Origin of the sequence: Klebsiella sp. WOUb02, assembly GCF_050058015.1 — a bacterium.
GTDB lineage: Bacteria > Pseudomonadota > Gammaproteobacteria > Enterobacterales > Enterobacteriaceae > Klebsiella.
Genome location: NZ_CP170110.1, coordinates 297,390 through 314,325, shown reverse-complemented (window position 1 = coordinate 314,325; position 16,936 = coordinate 297,390). Strand labels below are relative to the sequence as shown.

General features: G+C 40.9%; 13 protein-coding genes and 2 pseudogenes. 3 read left to right on the top strand and 12 right to left on the bottom strand.

The window, feature by feature from the left end:
• Nucleotides 1–22: 22 nt before the first annotated feature.
• Nucleotides 23–1,438 (bottom strand): mannose-1-phosphate guanylyltransferase/mannose-6-phosphate isomerase, encoded by a 1,416-nt coding sequence (locus ABOC21_RS08105; RefSeq protein WP_426814189.1) that lies wholly within the window; start codon nt 1,436–1,438, stop codon nt 23–25.
• Nucleotides 1,439–2,573: 1,135 nt separating this feature from the next.
• On the opposite strand from ABOC21_RS08105, the pseudogene ABOC21_RS08100 reads away from it, so the two are divergent.
• From ABOC21_RS08100 to ABOC21_RS08090, 3 genes and pseudogenes are all read left to right on the top strand, one after another.
• Nucleotides 2,574–3,577 (top strand): annotated as a pseudogene (locus tag ABOC21_RS08100) (NAD-dependent epimerase).
• A 361-nt stretch (nt 3,578–3,938) separates the two neighbouring features.
• Complete coding sequence (locus ABOC21_RS08095; protein WP_426814188.1) at nt 3,939–4,061, top strand: small membrane protein; 123 nt, start codon at nt 3,939–3,941, stop codon at nt 4,059–4,061.
• A 179-nt stretch (nt 4,062–4,240) separates the two neighbouring features.
• A complete protein-coding gene (locus ABOC21_RS08090; RefSeq protein WP_426812790.1) occupies nt 4,241–5,494 on the top strand; it encodes an IS256 family transposase in 1,254 nt (417 codons plus the stop codon).
• Nucleotides 5,495–5,850: 356 nt separating this feature from the next.
• Here the strand turns inward: ABOC21_RS08090 and ugd are convergent, their stop codons facing one another.
• The 11 genes and pseudogenes from ugd to rfbA all read right to left on the bottom strand — a co-directional run bounded on the left by ugd (nt 5,851) and on the right by rfbA (nt 16,936).
• Nucleotides 5,851–7,017 carry a UDP-glucose 6-dehydrogenase gene (ugd, locus tag ABOC21_RS08085; RefSeq protein WP_426814187.1) on the bottom strand — a complete coding sequence of 389 codons (1,167 nt, stop codon included), beginning with the start codon at nt 7,015–7,017 and terminating at the stop codon, nt 5,851–5,853.
• Nucleotides 7,018–7,267: 250 nt separating this feature from the next.
• A pseudogene (gene gndA, locus ABOC21_RS08080) lies at nt 7,268–8,675 on the bottom strand (NADP-dependent phosphogluconate dehydrogenase).
• Between the two features lie 131 nt (nt 8,676–8,806).
• Complete coding sequence (locus ABOC21_RS08075) at nt 8,807–9,355, bottom strand: hypothetical protein (RefSeq protein WP_426814186.1); 549 nt, start codon at nt 9,353–9,355, stop codon at nt 8,807–8,809.
• 278 nt (nt 9,356–9,633) lie between these two features.
• On the bottom strand, nt 9,634–9,912 hold the full coding sequence (locus ABOC21_RS08070; protein WP_426814185.1) for a hypothetical protein: 279 nt from the start codon (nt 9,910–9,912) through the stop codon (nt 9,634–9,636).
• 550 nt (nt 9,913–10,462) lie between these two features.
• Nucleotides 10,463–11,722, bottom strand: coding sequence for an oligosaccharide flippase family protein (locus ABOC21_RS08065; protein WP_426814184.1), 1,260 nt, complete (start codon nt 11,720–11,722; stop codon nt 10,463–10,465).
• A 121-nt stretch (nt 11,723–11,843) separates the two neighbouring features.
• Nucleotides 11,844–12,731, bottom strand: coding sequence for a glycosyltransferase family 2 protein (locus ABOC21_RS08060; protein ID WP_426814183.1), 888 nt, complete (start codon nt 12,729–12,731; stop codon nt 11,844–11,846).
• Between the two features lie 44 nt (nt 12,732–12,775).
• Nucleotides 12,776–13,726, bottom strand: coding sequence for a glycosyltransferase family 2 protein (locus tag ABOC21_RS08055; protein WP_426814182.1), 951 nt, complete (start codon nt 13,724–13,726; stop codon nt 12,776–12,778).
• A gap of 13 nt (nt 13,727–13,739) precedes the next feature.
• Nucleotides 13,740–14,585 (bottom strand): glycosyltransferase, encoded by an 846-nt coding sequence (locus ABOC21_RS08050; RefSeq protein ID WP_426814181.1) that lies wholly within the window; start codon nt 14,583–14,585, stop codon nt 13,740–13,742.
• A 91-nt stretch (nt 14,586–14,676) separates the two neighbouring features.
• A complete protein-coding gene (rfbD, locus tag ABOC21_RS08045) occupies nt 14,677–15,531 on the bottom strand; it encodes a dTDP-4-dehydrorhamnose reductase (protein WP_426814180.1) in 855 nt (284 codons plus the stop codon).
• Entirely contained in the window at nt 15,528–16,064 is a 537-nt protein-coding gene (gene rfbC, locus ABOC21_RS08040; protein WP_426814179.1) for a dTDP-4-dehydrorhamnose 3,5-epimerase, read from the bottom strand. The genes rfbD and rfbC overlap by 4 nt, the downstream gene beginning before the upstream one ends.
• Nucleotides 16,065–16,066: 2 nt before the next feature.
• Nucleotides 16,067–16,936 carry a glucose-1-phosphate thymidylyltransferase RfbA gene (gene rfbA, locus ABOC21_RS08035; RefSeq protein WP_426814178.1) on the bottom strand — a complete coding sequence of 290 codons (870 nt, stop codon included), beginning with the start codon at nt 16,934–16,936 and terminating at the stop codon, nt 16,067–16,069.

Sequence of the window (16,936 nt, the reverse complement as noted above, 5' to 3'; positions counted from 1 at the left end):
TCTGAATCTATGTCCTGAAAAATTAGCAACGACCGTACTGGTCCTTAATACGGATAATATCGTCTTCACCCAGATAAGAGCCGGACTGAATCTCCAGCACTTCCAGCGGAATGCGCCCAGGGTTCTCCAGACAGTGCTCGGCGCCAATTGGGATGAAGGTGGAGTGATTTTCCGTCAACAGGAACTGTTTTCCGTTGACGGTCACCTGACCTGTACCGGAAAGGACAACCCAGTGTTCAGCCCGGTGGTGGTGCATCTGCATGGAAAACGCGCCTCCAGGCTTAACCGTAATCCGGTTCACATTGAAACGCGGAGTTTGTACCACCACGTCACAGCGCCCCCAGGGACGGTAGATTTCACGGTGACGCTTGTATTCGCTGCGCTGATTTTGTTTCAGAAACTCCACCACTTTCTTCACGTCCTGTGAGTGGTCCTTATTCATGACCAGCACGGCATCTTTGGTACTGACGATAACGAGGTTCTCAACGCCTATTGCCGCCACCAGTTTTTCGTCACTGTTGATATAGCAGTTCTGGCTGTTATGTATCCATGCATCCCCGCTCAGGACGTTGCCCTGCTCATCCTTGGGACTCACCTCCCACAATGCGGACCAGGAGCCGACATCGCTCCAGTCGGCATCCAGGCCCACGACCACCGCATCAGCCGTTTTTTCCATGACCGCGTAATCGACAGATTCGTCCGGACAGCTGCTGAAAATGTCGTGTGGAATGCTGACAAAATCGTTGCCGTCGTCCGCATTGCGGACCGCTTCGGTACATGCCGCAAGGATATCCGGGCGGAATTTTTCTAACTCAGAAAGATACTTTTTAGCCCGGAACATAAACATGCCGCTGTTCCAGTAATATTCACCGGAGGCAAGGTATGCCTCTGCGCGCTCACGATCGGGTTTTTCAACAAACCGCGCCACCTGATAAGGCGTGTGCTCGTCGTCGGTCAACGCCTCACCACGCTGAATATACCCATACCCCGTTTCCGGCGTGCTCGGCACGATCCCGAATGTGACAAGATGATCGGCCAGCGCATACTGTTCAGCGATGCCAATGGCTTTATGGAAAATTGCCTGATTATTAATAATGTGATCGGCAGCAAGAACCAGCATCAGCGGGTCATCACCATTTTGCGTCGCCTGTAGTGCCGCAAGAGCAATAGCCGGCGCCGTATTGCGGCCAATCGGCTCAAGGATGATATTTTTCGACAGCTTGTCCAGCTGTCGCAGCTGCTCAGCCACCAGAAAACGGTGCTCTTCGTTACAAATAACCATGGGCTCATAGGTGTCCAGCCCTGAGAGGCGAGAGATAGTTTCCTGCAACATAGAGTGCTGCCCGTACAGCCGCAAAAACTGCTTTGGATACAGCTCGCGGGACATCGGCCATAGTCGGCTGCCTGTGCCGCCAGCCATAATTACAGGAAGTAACATATTAAAATCCTTAAATAAACAATCACTTTATGTGCAACCAAATAACCAACTACAACTGATATTTCACCGTTTGATGGACACGCTACCGCCCTTGGCTATCGCAACCAAAGCACGTAACGCTGCCGTGTTGTATTCATGAGTCTTAGTGTCGCCCCCCAGCATACAGCCATCACCTAATGCCCGAGCATCGCCAACAGAGAGCTCACACAACCTAAAGCAGACGAGTTGGCCCTATGCAAAAAACTAAAAACAGAGGTATATCATCAGACATAGCGCTGTTTTCAAGCCAACAGCCAACGGAGCAAACGGCCCACACAAGGTCGCTACTTTCCCCTTTTTACTACCTCCTATCCATAAGGACTTTCTCATTTGCCCTGCCTGTTACATCACGGTAAGCGTTGAGTCTGAAGGTGTTTAACAGGATGTTGCCACGCCGACAGCCTTTCAGGATAAGAGTGATACATCAAAGGTCATAGAGCAGATGGACAGCAATAAAAAACCTTCAAAACTTGCCTTCTGCTATAGCGTATTAAGCGGTCTCTTTTAACACAACTCGCTTAATCATTTTACGCCCTCATCAATTGCCTCTTCACAATAATACATCAATGCCATACATGAATTAGCTATGTATTATAGCTCTGGTCGGTGAGAATAAAAATGAAAAAACATGATAACTCTGTCATAGCAAAATTACACATGACTAGACATTATTTGAGCAATCAAAGGAAAGAATCCTCAACTAGTTGATAACAAGGCATTAATCATATTTTCCATTGAAAAACAATATAGTATTTATGAATAATCTTTAGGAAATGTTCGGAAAAAGCATAATCAGAAACAATATTGGCAAGAGCCTTCTCTCCCCTTAATTGGCTACTTCCTGAGCCATCATCATCTTAATCCTCATAGACACCATCATAGACTATTATTGTGCTAACAATTCACAGTTGATAATGATTATTATTTACGTAAAATTAGAAACAATTACGTTCATTAATAGTGTGCTCCCTGAACGCTAAAAAGCATTTCCCCTCACCTTGATGCTGTACAACGGTAAAGCAGATGACCCCTACGGCAAGCCAGTGTAAAATCAACCATTATATACAGCGGGAAACAACAAACCCGGAGGATGAACATGAAGTTTTTAGTCACTGGAGCCGCAGGATTTATCGGTTTCCACACCTGCAGGCGCCTTCTGGAGGCGAGTCATCAAGTTGTTGGTATCGACAACATGAATGATTACTATGACGTCAATCTTAAGCAGGCGCGTCTGGATTTACTGCAATCCTCCCTTTTCAGTTTCCATAAAGTCGATCTTGCCGATCGGGAAGGCATTGCACGACTGTTCGCAGAAGAGAAGTTTAACCGCGTGATCCATCTGGCCGCTCAGGCTGGCGTTCGCTACTCGCTGGAAAATCCTCATGCCTATGCCGACTCCAACCTGATCGGCTATTTGAACATTCTGGAAGGTTGCCGACACCATAAGGTCGAACACCTGCTGTACGCATCGTCCAGTTCCGTCTACGGTTTGAATCGTAAAATGCCGTTCTCAACCGACGACTCGGTTGACCATCCGGTTTCTCTTTATGCCGCCACCAAGAAAGCGAATGAACTGATGGCGCATACCTACTCCCACCTTTACGGGATACCGACTACCGGGCTGCGGTTCTTCACCGTATACGGCCCGTGGGGTCGCCCTGACATGGCGTTGTTCAAATTCACTAAAGCCATGCTGGAAGGTAAGAGTATTGATGTGTACAACTACGGCAAGATGAAACGTGATTTCACCTACGTTGACGATATTGTGGAAGCCATTGTGCGCGTCCAGGACGTTATCCCGCAGCCGAATCCGGAGTGGACCGTTGAGAATGGCTCTCCGGCAGACAGTTCAGCGCCGTACCGGGTATACAATATCGGCAACACTCTCCGGTTGAGCTGATGGATTACATCACCGCCCTGGAAGAAGCATTGGGAATGACAGCTGAGAAAAACATGATGCCTATCCAGCCGGGGGATGTGCTTGAAACTAGCGCGGACACCAAACCTCTGTACGATCTGGTTGGCTTCAAACCGAAGACCAGCGTCAAAGAAGGCGTGCAGAATTTTGTCGACTGGTATAAAGAATACTACAAGGCATAATCGCGAAATCAGTTTCTCAACCGCAGCGGCACAAGCTGCGGTTCTCTCTTCTGGCACCGCCCCTCCCCTTTTACGCATAATTTTGTTCACTAGTGCGGAAAGTTTTATCTCATCAACCCTTCTTTCAACAGCAGCGTGCTGACCTCGTTATCACAGACTAAAATTTCAACTTTAACCTAAAAAACAAGAGCTTAATCCAGTTTTATTTTGAATAATATAGTTTTCATTCTCCATAAAAACCAAATTACCGCATAGGAATTTCCCCAGAAAGAAGCTATGTTATTACGATAAAGATAGTTTCTATCAGTCTTTAATTTCAAGCTAATAATTTACTTCTGTTACTTCTGCTCTGGTAGATCTTATGGAAAACCTACTTGTCTTAGTTGTTGCTGCCATACTGCTCGCTGTTTCTATTTATTTTTTAATTTCTTATTTAAAGGATAGAAAAAGAACCAAATTATCGTTCAATAAACGCAAGTGGTAGTCGCAACATAAATAATATGATAACCGAATTAAAATTTAAAAAAGTAACCGTGCCGTTTTTTCTCGGTACTGGCTATTTTACGAGTTATGTTCATTTGTGGTGTATGGGGATCCGAAGAGGGTGGCGTATCCTGCTGATTGATTTCTTCCCGGATTTCAACAACAGAGAGATGATACGCCATGACCAAGTCTACCCTACAGGTGTTGCCTGAGCTACTTGAGGCCACCGACCCACTCCATGATTTACTTCGAACCGGCGCACAGCAGTTGATCGCCAGTGCCGTTGAAGCAGAACTGGCAGTTATGCTCGCCCGGTTTGCCGGGCGCCGACTCGATGATGGCCGCCAGGCGGTGGTGCGTAACGGTTTTCTACCTGAGCGACGCATTCAGACCAGTATCGGCGATGTCAGCGTCAAAGTCCCGAAGGTCAGGGATCGCAGTGGCAACGGCATACGCTTCAACAGTGCCTTGTTACCGCCCTACCTGAAGCGGGCTAAATCCGTAGACGAGTTGCTACCCTGGCTGTACCTTCGTGGGATTTCTACCGGCGATTTCCACGAAGCCCTGTCGGCTCTGCTCGGCGAAGGGGCTTCCGGCCTCTCGGCCAGCACCATCAGTCGTCTTAAGGCTCAGTGGCTGGATGAGCACCATATCTGGGCACAACGCGACCTGAGCGATACGCGGTATGCCTATCTTTGGGCTGATGGTATTTACAGCAACGTACGGCAGGACGATCGGCTGTGCCTGCTGGTTGTCATCGGGGTCACGGAACACGGTCGTAAGGAGCTGATTGCTGTTGAAGATGGTTACAGGGAGTCGGAGGCGAGTTGGTACGAGCTCCTGAGCGGGCTGCGCACACGTGGCCTGACGATATCACCGAAGCTGGCAACCGGTGATGGCGCAATGGGCTTCTGGAATGCACTGTCGAAAGTGTTTCCTGACACCCGGCACCAACGCTGTCTGGTACATAAAACCGCTAACATACTGACCTCGTTGCCGAAGTCGGTGCAGCCGAAGATAAAAAGTGAATTGAGGGATATTTGGCTGGCAGAGAACCGTGTGTCAGCAGACACGGCGCTGGATGCGATGCTGGTGAAGTATGGCGACAAATATCCGGCAGCGATGAAGAAGCTGACGAAGGATCGAGAAGAGCTGCTCGCCTTCTACGATTTCCCGGCGGCACACTGGGCGTCAATAAGGACGACTAACCCCATCGAATCGGCATTTGCGACAGTTCGGTTACGCAGCAAACGAGCTAAGAACTGTGGCTCGAGAGCGACGACGTTGGCGATGGTATTCAAGTTGCTCCAGTCAGCGCAGAAAAACTGGAATCGACTTAAGGGATTCGAGCTGTTGACTTTGGTGGTCAACAACGTGCCGTTTAAAGACGGCGAACAGGTGGAAGATGAAGCATCAGATCGGAGCGTCGCCTGATGTCTTCGTACACCAGATTTGACAATAACTCCTATTTTACCAATTAATCTTAAAACTCAGTCAGTAATATACTTGGTTCATCAGGTTACAAAAATAACAAAAGCCTGCATTGCAGGCTTCGTTTTACCTTCCGGCGCTTATCTCCAGCATCTACATCACAGTGACGGTAGCTCTTCACAAGGTAGATTCAACATATCCGACCTGTTCAGAAGGTGCAATGGATAGAGTGCTAGATTACGGGATACATCACAATTTTAATGGTGCCAGGTATCAGTAGAGGAAGAGGCAAGAAGGGTTTAAGAGAGATGGTTAAAACAGACCGGCGGCAGGTACCGCCAGTCATGGTCAGCGAAATGCTAGTCGTTGCCGAACAAATCGCGGGTATAAACCTTATCCGCGACGTCAGCGAGTTCTTCTGCCATACGGTTAGAGATGATGACATCGGCTTCTTGCTTAAATGCATCCAGATCGCGAACTACACGAGAATTGAAAAATTCATCCTCTTGCATAACCGGTTCATAAATAATAACCGGAACCCCCTTGGCCTTAATGCGTTTCATAATTCCCTGAATCGATGAAGCGCGGAAGTTATCTGAACCACTCTTCATGATCAGTCGGTACACGCCGACCACTTTCGGTTTACGTGCAAGGATAGAATCAGCAATAAAATCTTTACGGGTACGGTTGGCATCAACGATGGCACCGATGATATTGTTTGGTACAGATTCATAGTTTGCCAGCAACTGCTTGGTATCCTTCGGTAAACAGTAGCCACCATAACCGAAGGATGGGTTGTTATAATGATTACCGATGCGCGGATCCAAGCAAACACCTTGAATAATCTGCTTGCTGTTCAGGTCCTGGCTTTCAGCATAGCTATCCAGTTCGTTGAAATAGGCAACGCGCAGCGCGAGATAGGTATTGGCGAACAGCTTGATCGCTTCGGCTTCCGTGGAATCAGTGAACAGCGTTGGAATGTCCTGCTTAATCGCCCCTTCTTTCAGCAGGTTGGCAAAACGTTCAGCACGTTCAGAACGTTCACCGATAACGATACGGGACGGGTGAAGGTTGTCATACAACGCACGCCCTTCACGCAGGAACTCTGGGGAGAATATGACATTATCGATACCCAGACGCTCTTTAATATCACGAGTAAAACCGACCGGAATTGTCGATTTAATGATCATAACGGCATTTGGGTTAATTTCTGTTACATCACGAATGACTGCCTCAACTGTCGACGTATTAAAGTAGTTAGTTTTCGGATCGTAGTCAGTCGGTGTGGCGATAATGACATAATCGGCATTACGATATGCATCTTGCTTATCCGTTGTCGCGCGAAAATTCAATGGTATTTCGGCCAGATATTCCTGGATTTCTTTATCGACAATCGGAGAAATCTTCTGGTTAAGCATATCAACTTTGGACTGTACGATATCCAGCGCAACCACTTCGTGGTTCTGCGCAATCAGGATGCCATTCGATAGACCAACATAACCGGTACCGGAAATAGTAATTTTCATTCGATCACACTTTAATCAGTTAACTGGACGGCGGCATAATAGCCACCCTGGTAATCAGCACTTCTGGCGGTTTTACTCTCTGGCTGGATGTATGTCAAGAACAGATCTTTCCTGATCCAGAGTTACTAACAAAGCAAAGCTTTAAAGAGGAGACGAACAGTCGTAACAAGAGTGTTCGGATTGAAAGATATTCATAGAAATATCCCGGCTATTAAATAGCCGGGATTGACGTACGTTTAATGACTGTCGATTATTCCATCCACTCAGTATGGAATACACCTTCTTTGTCAGTGCGCTTATAGGTATGAGCACCGAAATAGTCGCGTTGAGCCTGGATCAGGTTAGCCGGCAGGACTGCAGAACGATAGCTGTCGTAGTAGGCAATGGCAGCAGAGAATGTCGGAACAGGGATGCCGTTCTGAACAGCATAAGCCACTACATCACGCAGCGCCTGCTGATACTCATCAGCAATCTGTTTGAAGTACGGTGCCAGCAGCAGGTTAGCGATGCCTGCATTTTGCTCGTAAGCATCAGTGATCTTCTGCAAGAACTGAGCACGAATAATGCAACCGGCACGGAAGATTTTGGCAATCTCTCCGTAATTCAGATCCCAGTTGTATTCATCCGATGCGGCACGCAGTTGAGAAAAGCCCTGAGCATAAGAAACTATTTTCCCCAGATACAGAGCGCGACGAACTTTCTCTACGAACTCCGCCCTGTCACCAGCCGGTTGAGCTTTGGGCCCCGGCAGAACTTTTGAAGCTGCAACACGCTGGTCCTTCAGCGAAGAAATATAACGCGCAAAGACAGATTCAGTAATCAGGGATAGCGGTTCGCCCAGGTCGAGTGAGCCTCTGGCTAGTCCATTTACCTGTACCTTTGTTGGCAGCTTCGTCAAGAATCACATCAACAAGGTATTTTCCTTCCTCGTCTTTTTTAGTGAAGATGTCCTTGGTGATATCAATCAGGTAGCTGCTGAGCTCACCTTCATTCCATTCAGTAAAGGTTGTAGCCAGCTCTTCATTAGACAGAGCAAGGCCGCCTTTGAGCAAAGCGTATGCTTCAGCAATGAGCTGCATGTCGCCGTATTCAATGCCGTTATGAACCATCTTCACATAGTGACCAGCACCATCAGCACCGACATAGGCAACACACGGTTCGCCATCTTCTGCACGAGCAGCGATCTGCTCAAGGATCGGCGCAACCAGTTCATAAGCTTCTTTCTGACCACCAGGCATGATAGAGGGGCCCTTCAGTGCGCCCTCTTCGCCACCAGAAACACCGGTACCGATGAAGTTAAAGCCTTCAGCAGACAATTCGCGGTTGCGACGAATGGTATCCTGGAAGAAGGTGTTGCCACCATCGATAATGATATCGCCTTTGTCCAGATATGGTTTCAGGGAATCGATCGCGCTATCTGTACCAGCGCCTGCTTTGACCATTAACAGGATGCGGCGTGGAGTTTCAAGGGATTCAACAAACTCTTTGACGGTATAATGCGGAACCAGTTTCTTGCCAGGGTTCTCGGCAATCACTTCTTCGGTCTTTTCACGGGAGCGGTTGAAAACAGAGACGGTATAACCACGACTTTCGATGTTGAGCGCAAGGTTGCGCCCCATCACTGCCATACCGACAACCCCGATCTGTTGCTTGGACATTACATACTCCTGTCTGGTGTGGTCACTGCGACACGTTCGCAGCTTAAATGTGATGATGATGTTAGCTCAAAGATAGGAATGAGCCTAGAAGAAAAACCGAATTAACATAACAAATTTATAGGCAATTTAACTTAAAATATATAAAGTCTTGAACGCCCTAACTTAATTTTTTTCTTGGATAAAAAAGTAATAAAAAATAGGGGGAGTATCCCTGCAGAAAAATTAAGCATATTAGAAAATATCATTAGCGATGATACCGAAGATAAAACACCAAGAACAGGCAAAATGTTACCTCTTAAGTTACAAAAAGAAAAAAAGAAAATCACCAGTGAAAGATATAAATATGTAAAAAAAACACCAGCAAATCCAAAAACCCGGAATGCAACACCAAAGCCCGTAGGAACTGTTAGTTGGTGGTCAATCAAAACTGGTTTATATTTTGACTTATCATCACCAAATCGTTTGGCAATAAAATCAGGAATAATAGTAGAATGCAAAAACTCAAATACGTCTCCACGATCGAAACCAATCTTATCTTGTTGATTGAATAACGTAGCAATAGGAGATGAAGCATAGACGTAAAACCATGAAAAACCACTAGGCAAAGTTTTCAATACAGTACTATCTATTTGACCAATCCGATATATTGGATTGTCATCTGTATAGCCAGATGATCGCATCCTTTTATCCCCCATATAGCCAAACAACATTATAATCAAAATAAAAAAACTAAACTATTAATCAGAGATTTTTTATTCGCTTTATAATAAAGATACATATATACACATGGGGCTATTGTCATAATCATTAACCCTCGATTTACAATAAATATTGAGTAGATTACACAACACAGAGTAATTTATAGATTTCTTTTTGTTTTATACAACATATATCTATTAAAAGCTGAAACTGCCGCGGTTACGATATAAATCACAAGAAATACATGAAAAGTAGGGATTCAAAAGTTTTTATATTCATAGCCACTTCCTCGTAATACGCTAACAATTGGTATTACTCTTGCCACCCCAAATTCCAAAAAAGCACCGGCGATTATAATAAAAAAAATAAGGAACGCATTCTTTTTTGATACATCATCACTACTTGTTTTTACATTTATCTTTTTTACAACTACCACATGAAAAAATGTTCCTAAAAAAAGGCTTATCAACAACAAAGCATACATTAAGAATTTTGTCTCGCTTCCATCAACATAATCATACAAATGAGATAATTTCAATTCAAACAACATCGAGACAAAAACAAAAAAAGCAAAAAAACAAAAAAAGGGTTAATAAAAAAACGCATAAAGACCTCAATAATTTTATATAATTAAAAATCGTGCCTGCTGCAGTTTCATATATATATCGATAACCATACAATCTCCCCACGCTAAAGTCAAAAAAAATTAACTAGGTGTTTTTAAACCAACAAAAAACACCCCACAAATTATTATTCAAATTATTCAAATTATTCAAACACCGGCCTATATAATAATGAAAAACTGTAAAAGTCAACTTTAGCATTATCAAACAAACCTAATAAAAGAAGTATTCTTATAAGGAAAAATATTTTGATATGGTTACTAGGAATCTACAACTAATTTAGTTGGCAGACTTATAAGCAATCTATTCAACCTCTTCACAGGAAACATTTCCGGAATAAACTCATTATCAAAAACCATCAATTTTAAAGAAAATAAATATTGTGTTTTTTTGGAATTTTTATGAGGTGGCATTATAAAACTTCAAGTAATTGGATAGTGGTCATTCAAATTGGCTTTAATGAAATTATCGCTTAAAAGAAAAGAAAATAGTTTTTAAATGAAGTTTTAAAACAACACCATTTTTAAATGGGTAGTTGAATAGTGTCAAAGAAAAAAATTGTGTAAGAACATTTGCTACTGCAGCACCTATAATACTTAATTTCATAATGAGCAAAAAATTAACAATAAAACTAAAGATAGCAACTAAAAACATTTTCTTTGACAAAAAAGAATAACCAGAATATTTTGCAATTATTCTAGCAGATACTGTACCCAAAGACCCAAACAATGTAGAAAATGTAAGTATTAGCAATGGATGATATGACAACATATACATGTCACCATAAAAAGTTTTGATAAACCACTCGCCGACAAAATAAACGCCAAGGATTATAGGAATTGAAACACCAACAACAATAAGGTTAAGTTTAGCTGCTCTGTTCAAAGTATTTTCATCATTATTTTCAGAAAATATAGATGGCAAAGACGAGGTAACAAGGGAATTTAGTATAAAAGCCCAAGATGTCGCAAGTGTTGCAGCAACGGAGTAAATACCAACAGCCGACTCTCCGTCGAAAAAGCCAAGCATTAATAATGATAGCCTAGTATAAATCGCTACAGATAATGATGAAATTACAAAAGCCGAACCTGCCCCTATAATATACCTTACATATTTTCTTTTGAATTTGTGAGATATATTTTTTTTGTTCGTATTATTAATGTAGTAAAAATAACGAATAAGACATGGGATCAACGGCGCTAAAATTATTGGCAAACATAGCCATAATGGGTCCAATTTTAAGAAAGCAATCCCCCATCTTAATAGCAATGAAAAAACCAACCCTATAACATTAACAAATGTATTTACCTTGGAGTTTAAAGTAGCATCATAATAAATTGAATACACATCCATCGACTGAATAAAACATGCAATGAGTGCAGCAATCAAATAATATGAAGCTGAATAATCAGTTTTTGCAATATAAAAAAGCAAAACAGGAAAAGACAAAGCCATATAAACAAACATTCTTATAGGGACCGTTACATTAATTAAATTTATCCCTGATTGTTTATTACGGCTCAATCTTTTGAAAATTAAAACATCAGTACCAAGTTGGGCAACAAGTTGAATTAATTGAAAGATTGACATTGCTAAAGCGATGCTACCAAAAATTTCAGGCCCAACATACTTTGCAACAAAAGAAGTCACAAAAATAAGGCCAAAAATTGCCACAATTTTTTCTGACATCATCCAAAGCGAATTAGCCACAATACGTTTATTCAATTCAACTCCCCAAGGATAACTATCCGATTTTAAGGACGACCAACTTTCAATTATTAAAAGCAAAGCACAATCTACTTAAAATAAATTCTTGATTGTGCCATAATCACTAGATCATAACTTGCTAAATTTTGAAAAGAAAATCATTTAAATATTTCATGTAAATATTAATTATAGCGTTCTTAATTCTCTTTTTAAAAGAAAGATAGTATATTGGAGGTAATAACTTATCCTCATAGATAAATTCTTCACTGTCTGATAGATTTTCCTTTTCCACAATTCTATATTGTGCATAATTCGTATTACTTGGTAATTGGAATCCTCTCTTTTTATACCACTCATCTATTGAAACTTTCTCGTGAGAAAAAGATGATCCTGAGTCAGGTGCATTACGAGCCTGCAATCTATCTTCAATTTGTTTAATATCTCGATATTGATAATGCTTTAGCTTAATTCTTCTAGATGATGGTTTACGCATATTACATGGCCATTCCGTATTTTGAGGCCAACAAATACCATCCCAATGACGAACAAACCTTATCTCAGAATGATTGCATTTATACCATTTTAACCGTTGTGTAACACTATTATTAACCCCATTATTTTTTTCACGCTCATAATCTTCTGGAGTGTAATAATATTGAAAAGATGCATTATATACATGATCAATATCGCCTTCAAGTGATGATAAAAATTCACGTGGATCGTCAATATAAAACTCATCACCATCTAATCTACACCACCAATCACTGAGTTTTGCGACCGTTCTAAACTCGCGAAAAATGACCTGCCTTAACTCTAAATAAAAGCGACCTCCATACTGCCCCCAAAGCACAATTTTCGAATTACTCAGAGCATATTTAGTCAACAGTTCCCATGTATTATCGTTACTATTATTGTCTAATATAAAAATTTTATCAGCCCATACAGAAGCTTTGTCTAAGGTTTCGATAATAATGTCAGCTTCATTTTTAACTGTCATTAATGCGTAAATTTTACTAGTAGATGGCATTATAACTCCTAATATAACAGTATGCTTCTTATATCTGGATTTAGCTAAACTTTTAGAACATATATAAAAAAGAATACGAGATTTCTCAACATTCCTTTTTTCCTACATTTTTTATTTAAAAATAGCCTAAGTCGCCCGAAAAAAGAATTATCAAAGGTTGTGATAAATTGTTCGAGAATCTTTTTATCAGTCGTGTTGAGGGACACCCCAAAATCGTCATAAAACAATTGAGCCTGCTCTTTCGTTCTGTATACAGAATCTCTAGCATTCTTCACCTTAGATTTATAATCATCTGAGGAAAATAAACTAGTTAGTGTAAATGCTTTCGCACCTACTTGATTATTGTTATGTTGTCGATAAAGTATCATGGATTTGTCAATAAATTCAATATGCCCAAAAGCAGAAGCATATAATGCAATATACCAGTCATGCATAATTGATTTATTAATTTGACTATCTTTTATCGAATCTATCAGGGCCTTATTACAAGCCATAACACAACCAGTAACAGAATTACTTACTAGCAACTCTGTAAATGAGGGCGATTTATTCAAGTTCTGATAATCAAACATTGATACATTTAACGGTGATAAATTTTCATCTGTAACACATAAATCTGAATGAATTAAAATTGGCCCTTGATATTTGCTTTCACTCATCATCATTTCACTAAGGAATAAGTTTATTTTTTTTGGCAACCAGTAATCATCTTGATCACTAAAGAAAATATAATCTGCGTTAGTGTTACGTATTAGATGGAGAAAATTTAATTTTACCCCTCCTTTTTTTTCATCATCTAATAATTGAATTCGAGAATCATGACTACATAACTCATTAATAATTGATACTGTTTTATCTGACGATTTATCGTCGGATATCAATACATTGCAATCTATATTAGGAACATGCTCAAAACATGCTAAGATAGAAAGAATCTGATCTTTTATATAACTCTCACCATTATAGGAAGCAAGAATAACATCCAATTTTTTCATAGTTCGATCCAAATCACTGAAGGAGATATTTTACGATAAATTTAATATTTTTCTTCTTATACGACCAATAAATAGTCTCTTTTAACCTTGCCTGTTTATTCATTGAATCCACAATATATGTCATATATCTTAAATCAGATACTGAATAGATTTCGTGATTTCTCGAAGCTAGCTCCAATAAAGACTCTGTAATTTTTGCATTCTGCGAAACACGGTTTTCACGGGGGGAACGATCATGATTCATGATATATGTTGATTTATTTAAACGCAAAAATTCCCCATATTCATAAGATAACCTTAGCCAAGTATCCCAATCTTGAAGTCTTTTCACGTTTTTATTGAAACCACCTATCTTTTGAAGTCGTGATGTCAATGTAAATATTTGATTTGATGCTTCATTTTCAAATAAGAGATCTTTATATGAAAATGCACACTTTTCTCCATTATCTTTATAATAAATTGATTCTTCTGTTGCATATTTATTAGTAAAATTACAACAGATAAATGAAAATTTATCATCCCAATTTTCCAAAAAAAATGACAACCGCTCAGGAGTAAATTCATCATCGTCATCAAGACCTGTAATAAACTTACCTTTAGCATTAAATATTCCTAAATTTCTTGCAACACAAGCACCTAAATTTGTAGCATTGCGAAAATAACGAATATTAGAGTTTAATCTTTCAAGCTCTATACAGAATTCCTCAGTACCATCAGATGATGCATCGTCACAAATTAAGAGTTCCCAGTCAGAATAATCCTGACGCAGGACAGAATCTATTGCTCTCCTTAATTTATCAATTCTATTGAATGTCGAAATATAGATACTTACTTTAGGAGCATCAACATTAGCTTGCATACATAAGGGTTCTCTAAAATAAATAACTTACAGAATTTTAATTAATCCTATCGCCAAATAATATGGCCAGTGTTACCTGGCTATATTATTATTATAATTTATGGATAATATCAATTAAAGCCTGTTCCCATGGTGATGGAGTTACTCCAGCATGTTTTATTTTAGTGCAATTTAGTGTTGAATAGGAGGGCCTAGGCGCAGGTGTAGGATATTCTTCTGTTTTTATTGGTTTTACAAGCGGTCTGGAATTTATTGTCCCCGAGATGTTTGCCACTTCAAAAATAGTCTCTGCAAACTCATACCAGGAAACTTCTTTATCACCACAAAAGTGATAAATACCACCTCCGGTGTTGTTCTCAATTAACTTGATGATTGCATGAGCGATGTCTCCAGCATATGTTGGGCATCCACGCTGGTCGGCAACAACACCTAAAGAAGTTCTTTCCTTTCCTAGTCTTAGCATGGTTTTTACAAAATTATTACCATACTCACTAAATACCCAAGCAGTACGAATTATGATTGTATCTGGATATACATTTGCTACGGTAGTTTCACCATCAAGTTTTGTCTTTCCATATACGCTTAATGGATTAGTTTTATCTGTTTCGACATATGGAGTAGCCGAAAAACCATCAAAAACATAATCTGTAGACACATGAATAAAAATTGCAGAACATTTCTTAGCAGCAATGGCTAAATTTTCCGGCCCTACGTTATTTACTAAATTAGCATCTTGTAAGGAGCTTTCAGCTTTATCTACTGCCGTGTAAGCTGCTGCATTAATAATTACATTTGGTTGATACTTATCTACTGCAGCAAGAACATTATCCCGGTTTGTGATATCAAGCACTGAAGTATCAGTTGCCCAAACTTTCCATCCTGCTGGTACGCGATCCTGGAAACAACGCCCTAGTTGTCCATTTGCTCCTGTCAGTAATACTTTCATGAAAAAAGTTCCTTAAGTTTTTTCCCTTGCTTGTCTTTTTCTGAAAGTAAGGGATTTTTCTCAGGCCAATCGATTCCAATATCAGCATCATTCCATACTACGCATCCCTCGAATCCAGGATTATAATAATCTGTACATTTATACTCAAAATCAGCTATATCTGAAAGTACAACAAATCCATGTGCCAAGCCCGGTGGTATCCAAAACTGAGTTTTGTTTTCTTCAGAAAGGATTACGCCTTCCCATTGCCCAAAGGTAGGTGAGTCAGGCCTAATATCGACGGCTACATCGAAAACTTCACCACGTACAACTCGTACTAATTTACCTTGCGCATGCTGTGTCTGAAAATGAAGCCCACGTAGTACGCCTTTCGTCGAACGTGAGTGATTATCCTGGACGAAATCCAAGTCAATATTCAACATTTGTTGATAGCGTTTTTTTTCAAAAGTTTCCACGAAAAAACCACGTGCATCGCCAAAAACCTTAGGCTGGATAATTTTAACATCTGTAATTTTAGTATCAATAATCTGCATAATTACTTCTCCTCCACTAACATTTGGAGATATTGTCCGTACTGAGTTTTTGAGAGTATTTTAGCTTGTGCTAATACTTCATCTTTTGTAAGCCAGCCCTTGCGGTATGCAATCTCTTCAAGGCATGCAACCTTGAAACCCTGACGTTGCTCAATTGTATGAATGAACTGAGATGCCTCAAGTAAACTCTCATGAGTTCCGGTATCCAACCATGCAAATCCACGACCTAATTTTTCAACATGCAAATTGCCTAGTTCAAGGTACATTTCGTTTAGCGTAGTAATCTCTAACTCACCGCGGGCAGATGGTTCAACTTTTTTTGCCATTTCTACAACATTTTTATCGTAGAAATAAAGTCCTGTAACCGCCCAGTTCGATTTAGGCTCAGCAGGTTTTTCTTCGAGAGATACCGCACGATTACTTTCATCAAACTCGACAACACCGAAGCGTTCTGGATCCATTACCTGATAGCCAAACACAGTCGCACCGTCACTACGCTGCACAACAGCTTCTAACTTACGTCCAAAACTTTCACCAAAGTAAATATTATCCCCCAGAACCAACGCACAACTGTCCCCGTCAATAAACTCCTCACCAATCAGAAAGGCTTGAGCAAGTCCATCTGGACTTGGTTGAATGGCATAACTAAATTTTACGCCAAACTGACTGCCATCGCCGAGCAAGCGTTGGAAACCAGGCATATCATCCGGAGTCGAAATGATTAATATATCGCGAATACCAGCAAGCATCAGCACGGAAATTGGGTAATAAACCATTGGTTTATCATATATTGGTAAAAGCTGCTTAGAGGTCCCTTTAGTAATAGGATAAAGACGAGTGCCAGAACCACCTGCAAGAACAATACCTTTCAT

What these genes read in the sequence shown, in the direction of transcription:
- ABOC21_RS08105 (WP_426814189.1), bottom strand. Translation starts at nt 1,438, where the DNA reads ATGTTACTTCCTGTAATTATGGCTGGCGGCACAGGCAGCCGACTATGG.
- ABOC21_RS08095 (WP_426814188.1), top strand. Translation starts at nt 3,939, where the DNA reads ATGGAAAACCTACTTGTCTTAGTTGTTGCTGCCATACTGCTCGCTGTT.
- ABOC21_RS08090 (WP_426812790.1), top strand. Translation starts at nt 4,241, where the DNA reads ATGACCAAGTCTACCCTACAGGTGTTGCCTGAGCTACTTGAGGCCACC.
- ugd (WP_426814187.1), bottom strand. Translation starts at nt 7,017, where the DNA reads ATGAAAATTACTATTTCCGGTACCGGTTATGTTGGTCTATCGAATGGC.
- ABOC21_RS08075 (WP_426814186.1), bottom strand. Translation starts at nt 9,355, where the DNA reads ATGCGATCATCTGGCTATACAGATGACAATCCAATATATCGGATTGGT.
- ABOC21_RS08060 (WP_426814183.1), bottom strand. Translation starts at nt 12,731, where the DNA reads ATGCCATCTACTAGTAAAATTTACGCATTAATGACAGTTAAAAATGAA.
- ABOC21_RS08055 (WP_426814182.1), bottom strand. Translation starts at nt 13,726, where the DNA reads ATGAAAAAATTGGATGTTATTCTTGCTTCCTATAATGGTGAGAGTTAT.
- ABOC21_RS08050 (WP_426814181.1), bottom strand. Translation starts at nt 14,585, where the DNA reads ATGCAAGCTAATGTTGATGCTCCTAAAGTAAGTATCTATATTTCGACA.
- rfbD (WP_426814180.1), bottom strand. Translation starts at nt 15,531, where the DNA reads ATGAAAGTATTACTGACAGGAGCAAATGGACAACTAGGGCGTTGTTTC.
- rfbC (WP_426814179.1), bottom strand. Translation starts at nt 16,064, where the DNA reads ATGCAGATTATTGATACTAAAATTACAGATGTTAAAATTATCCAGCCT.
- rfbA (WP_426814178.1), bottom strand. Translation starts at nt 16,936, where the DNA reads ATGAAAGGTATTGTTCTTGCAGGTGGTTCTGGCACTCGTCTTTATCCT.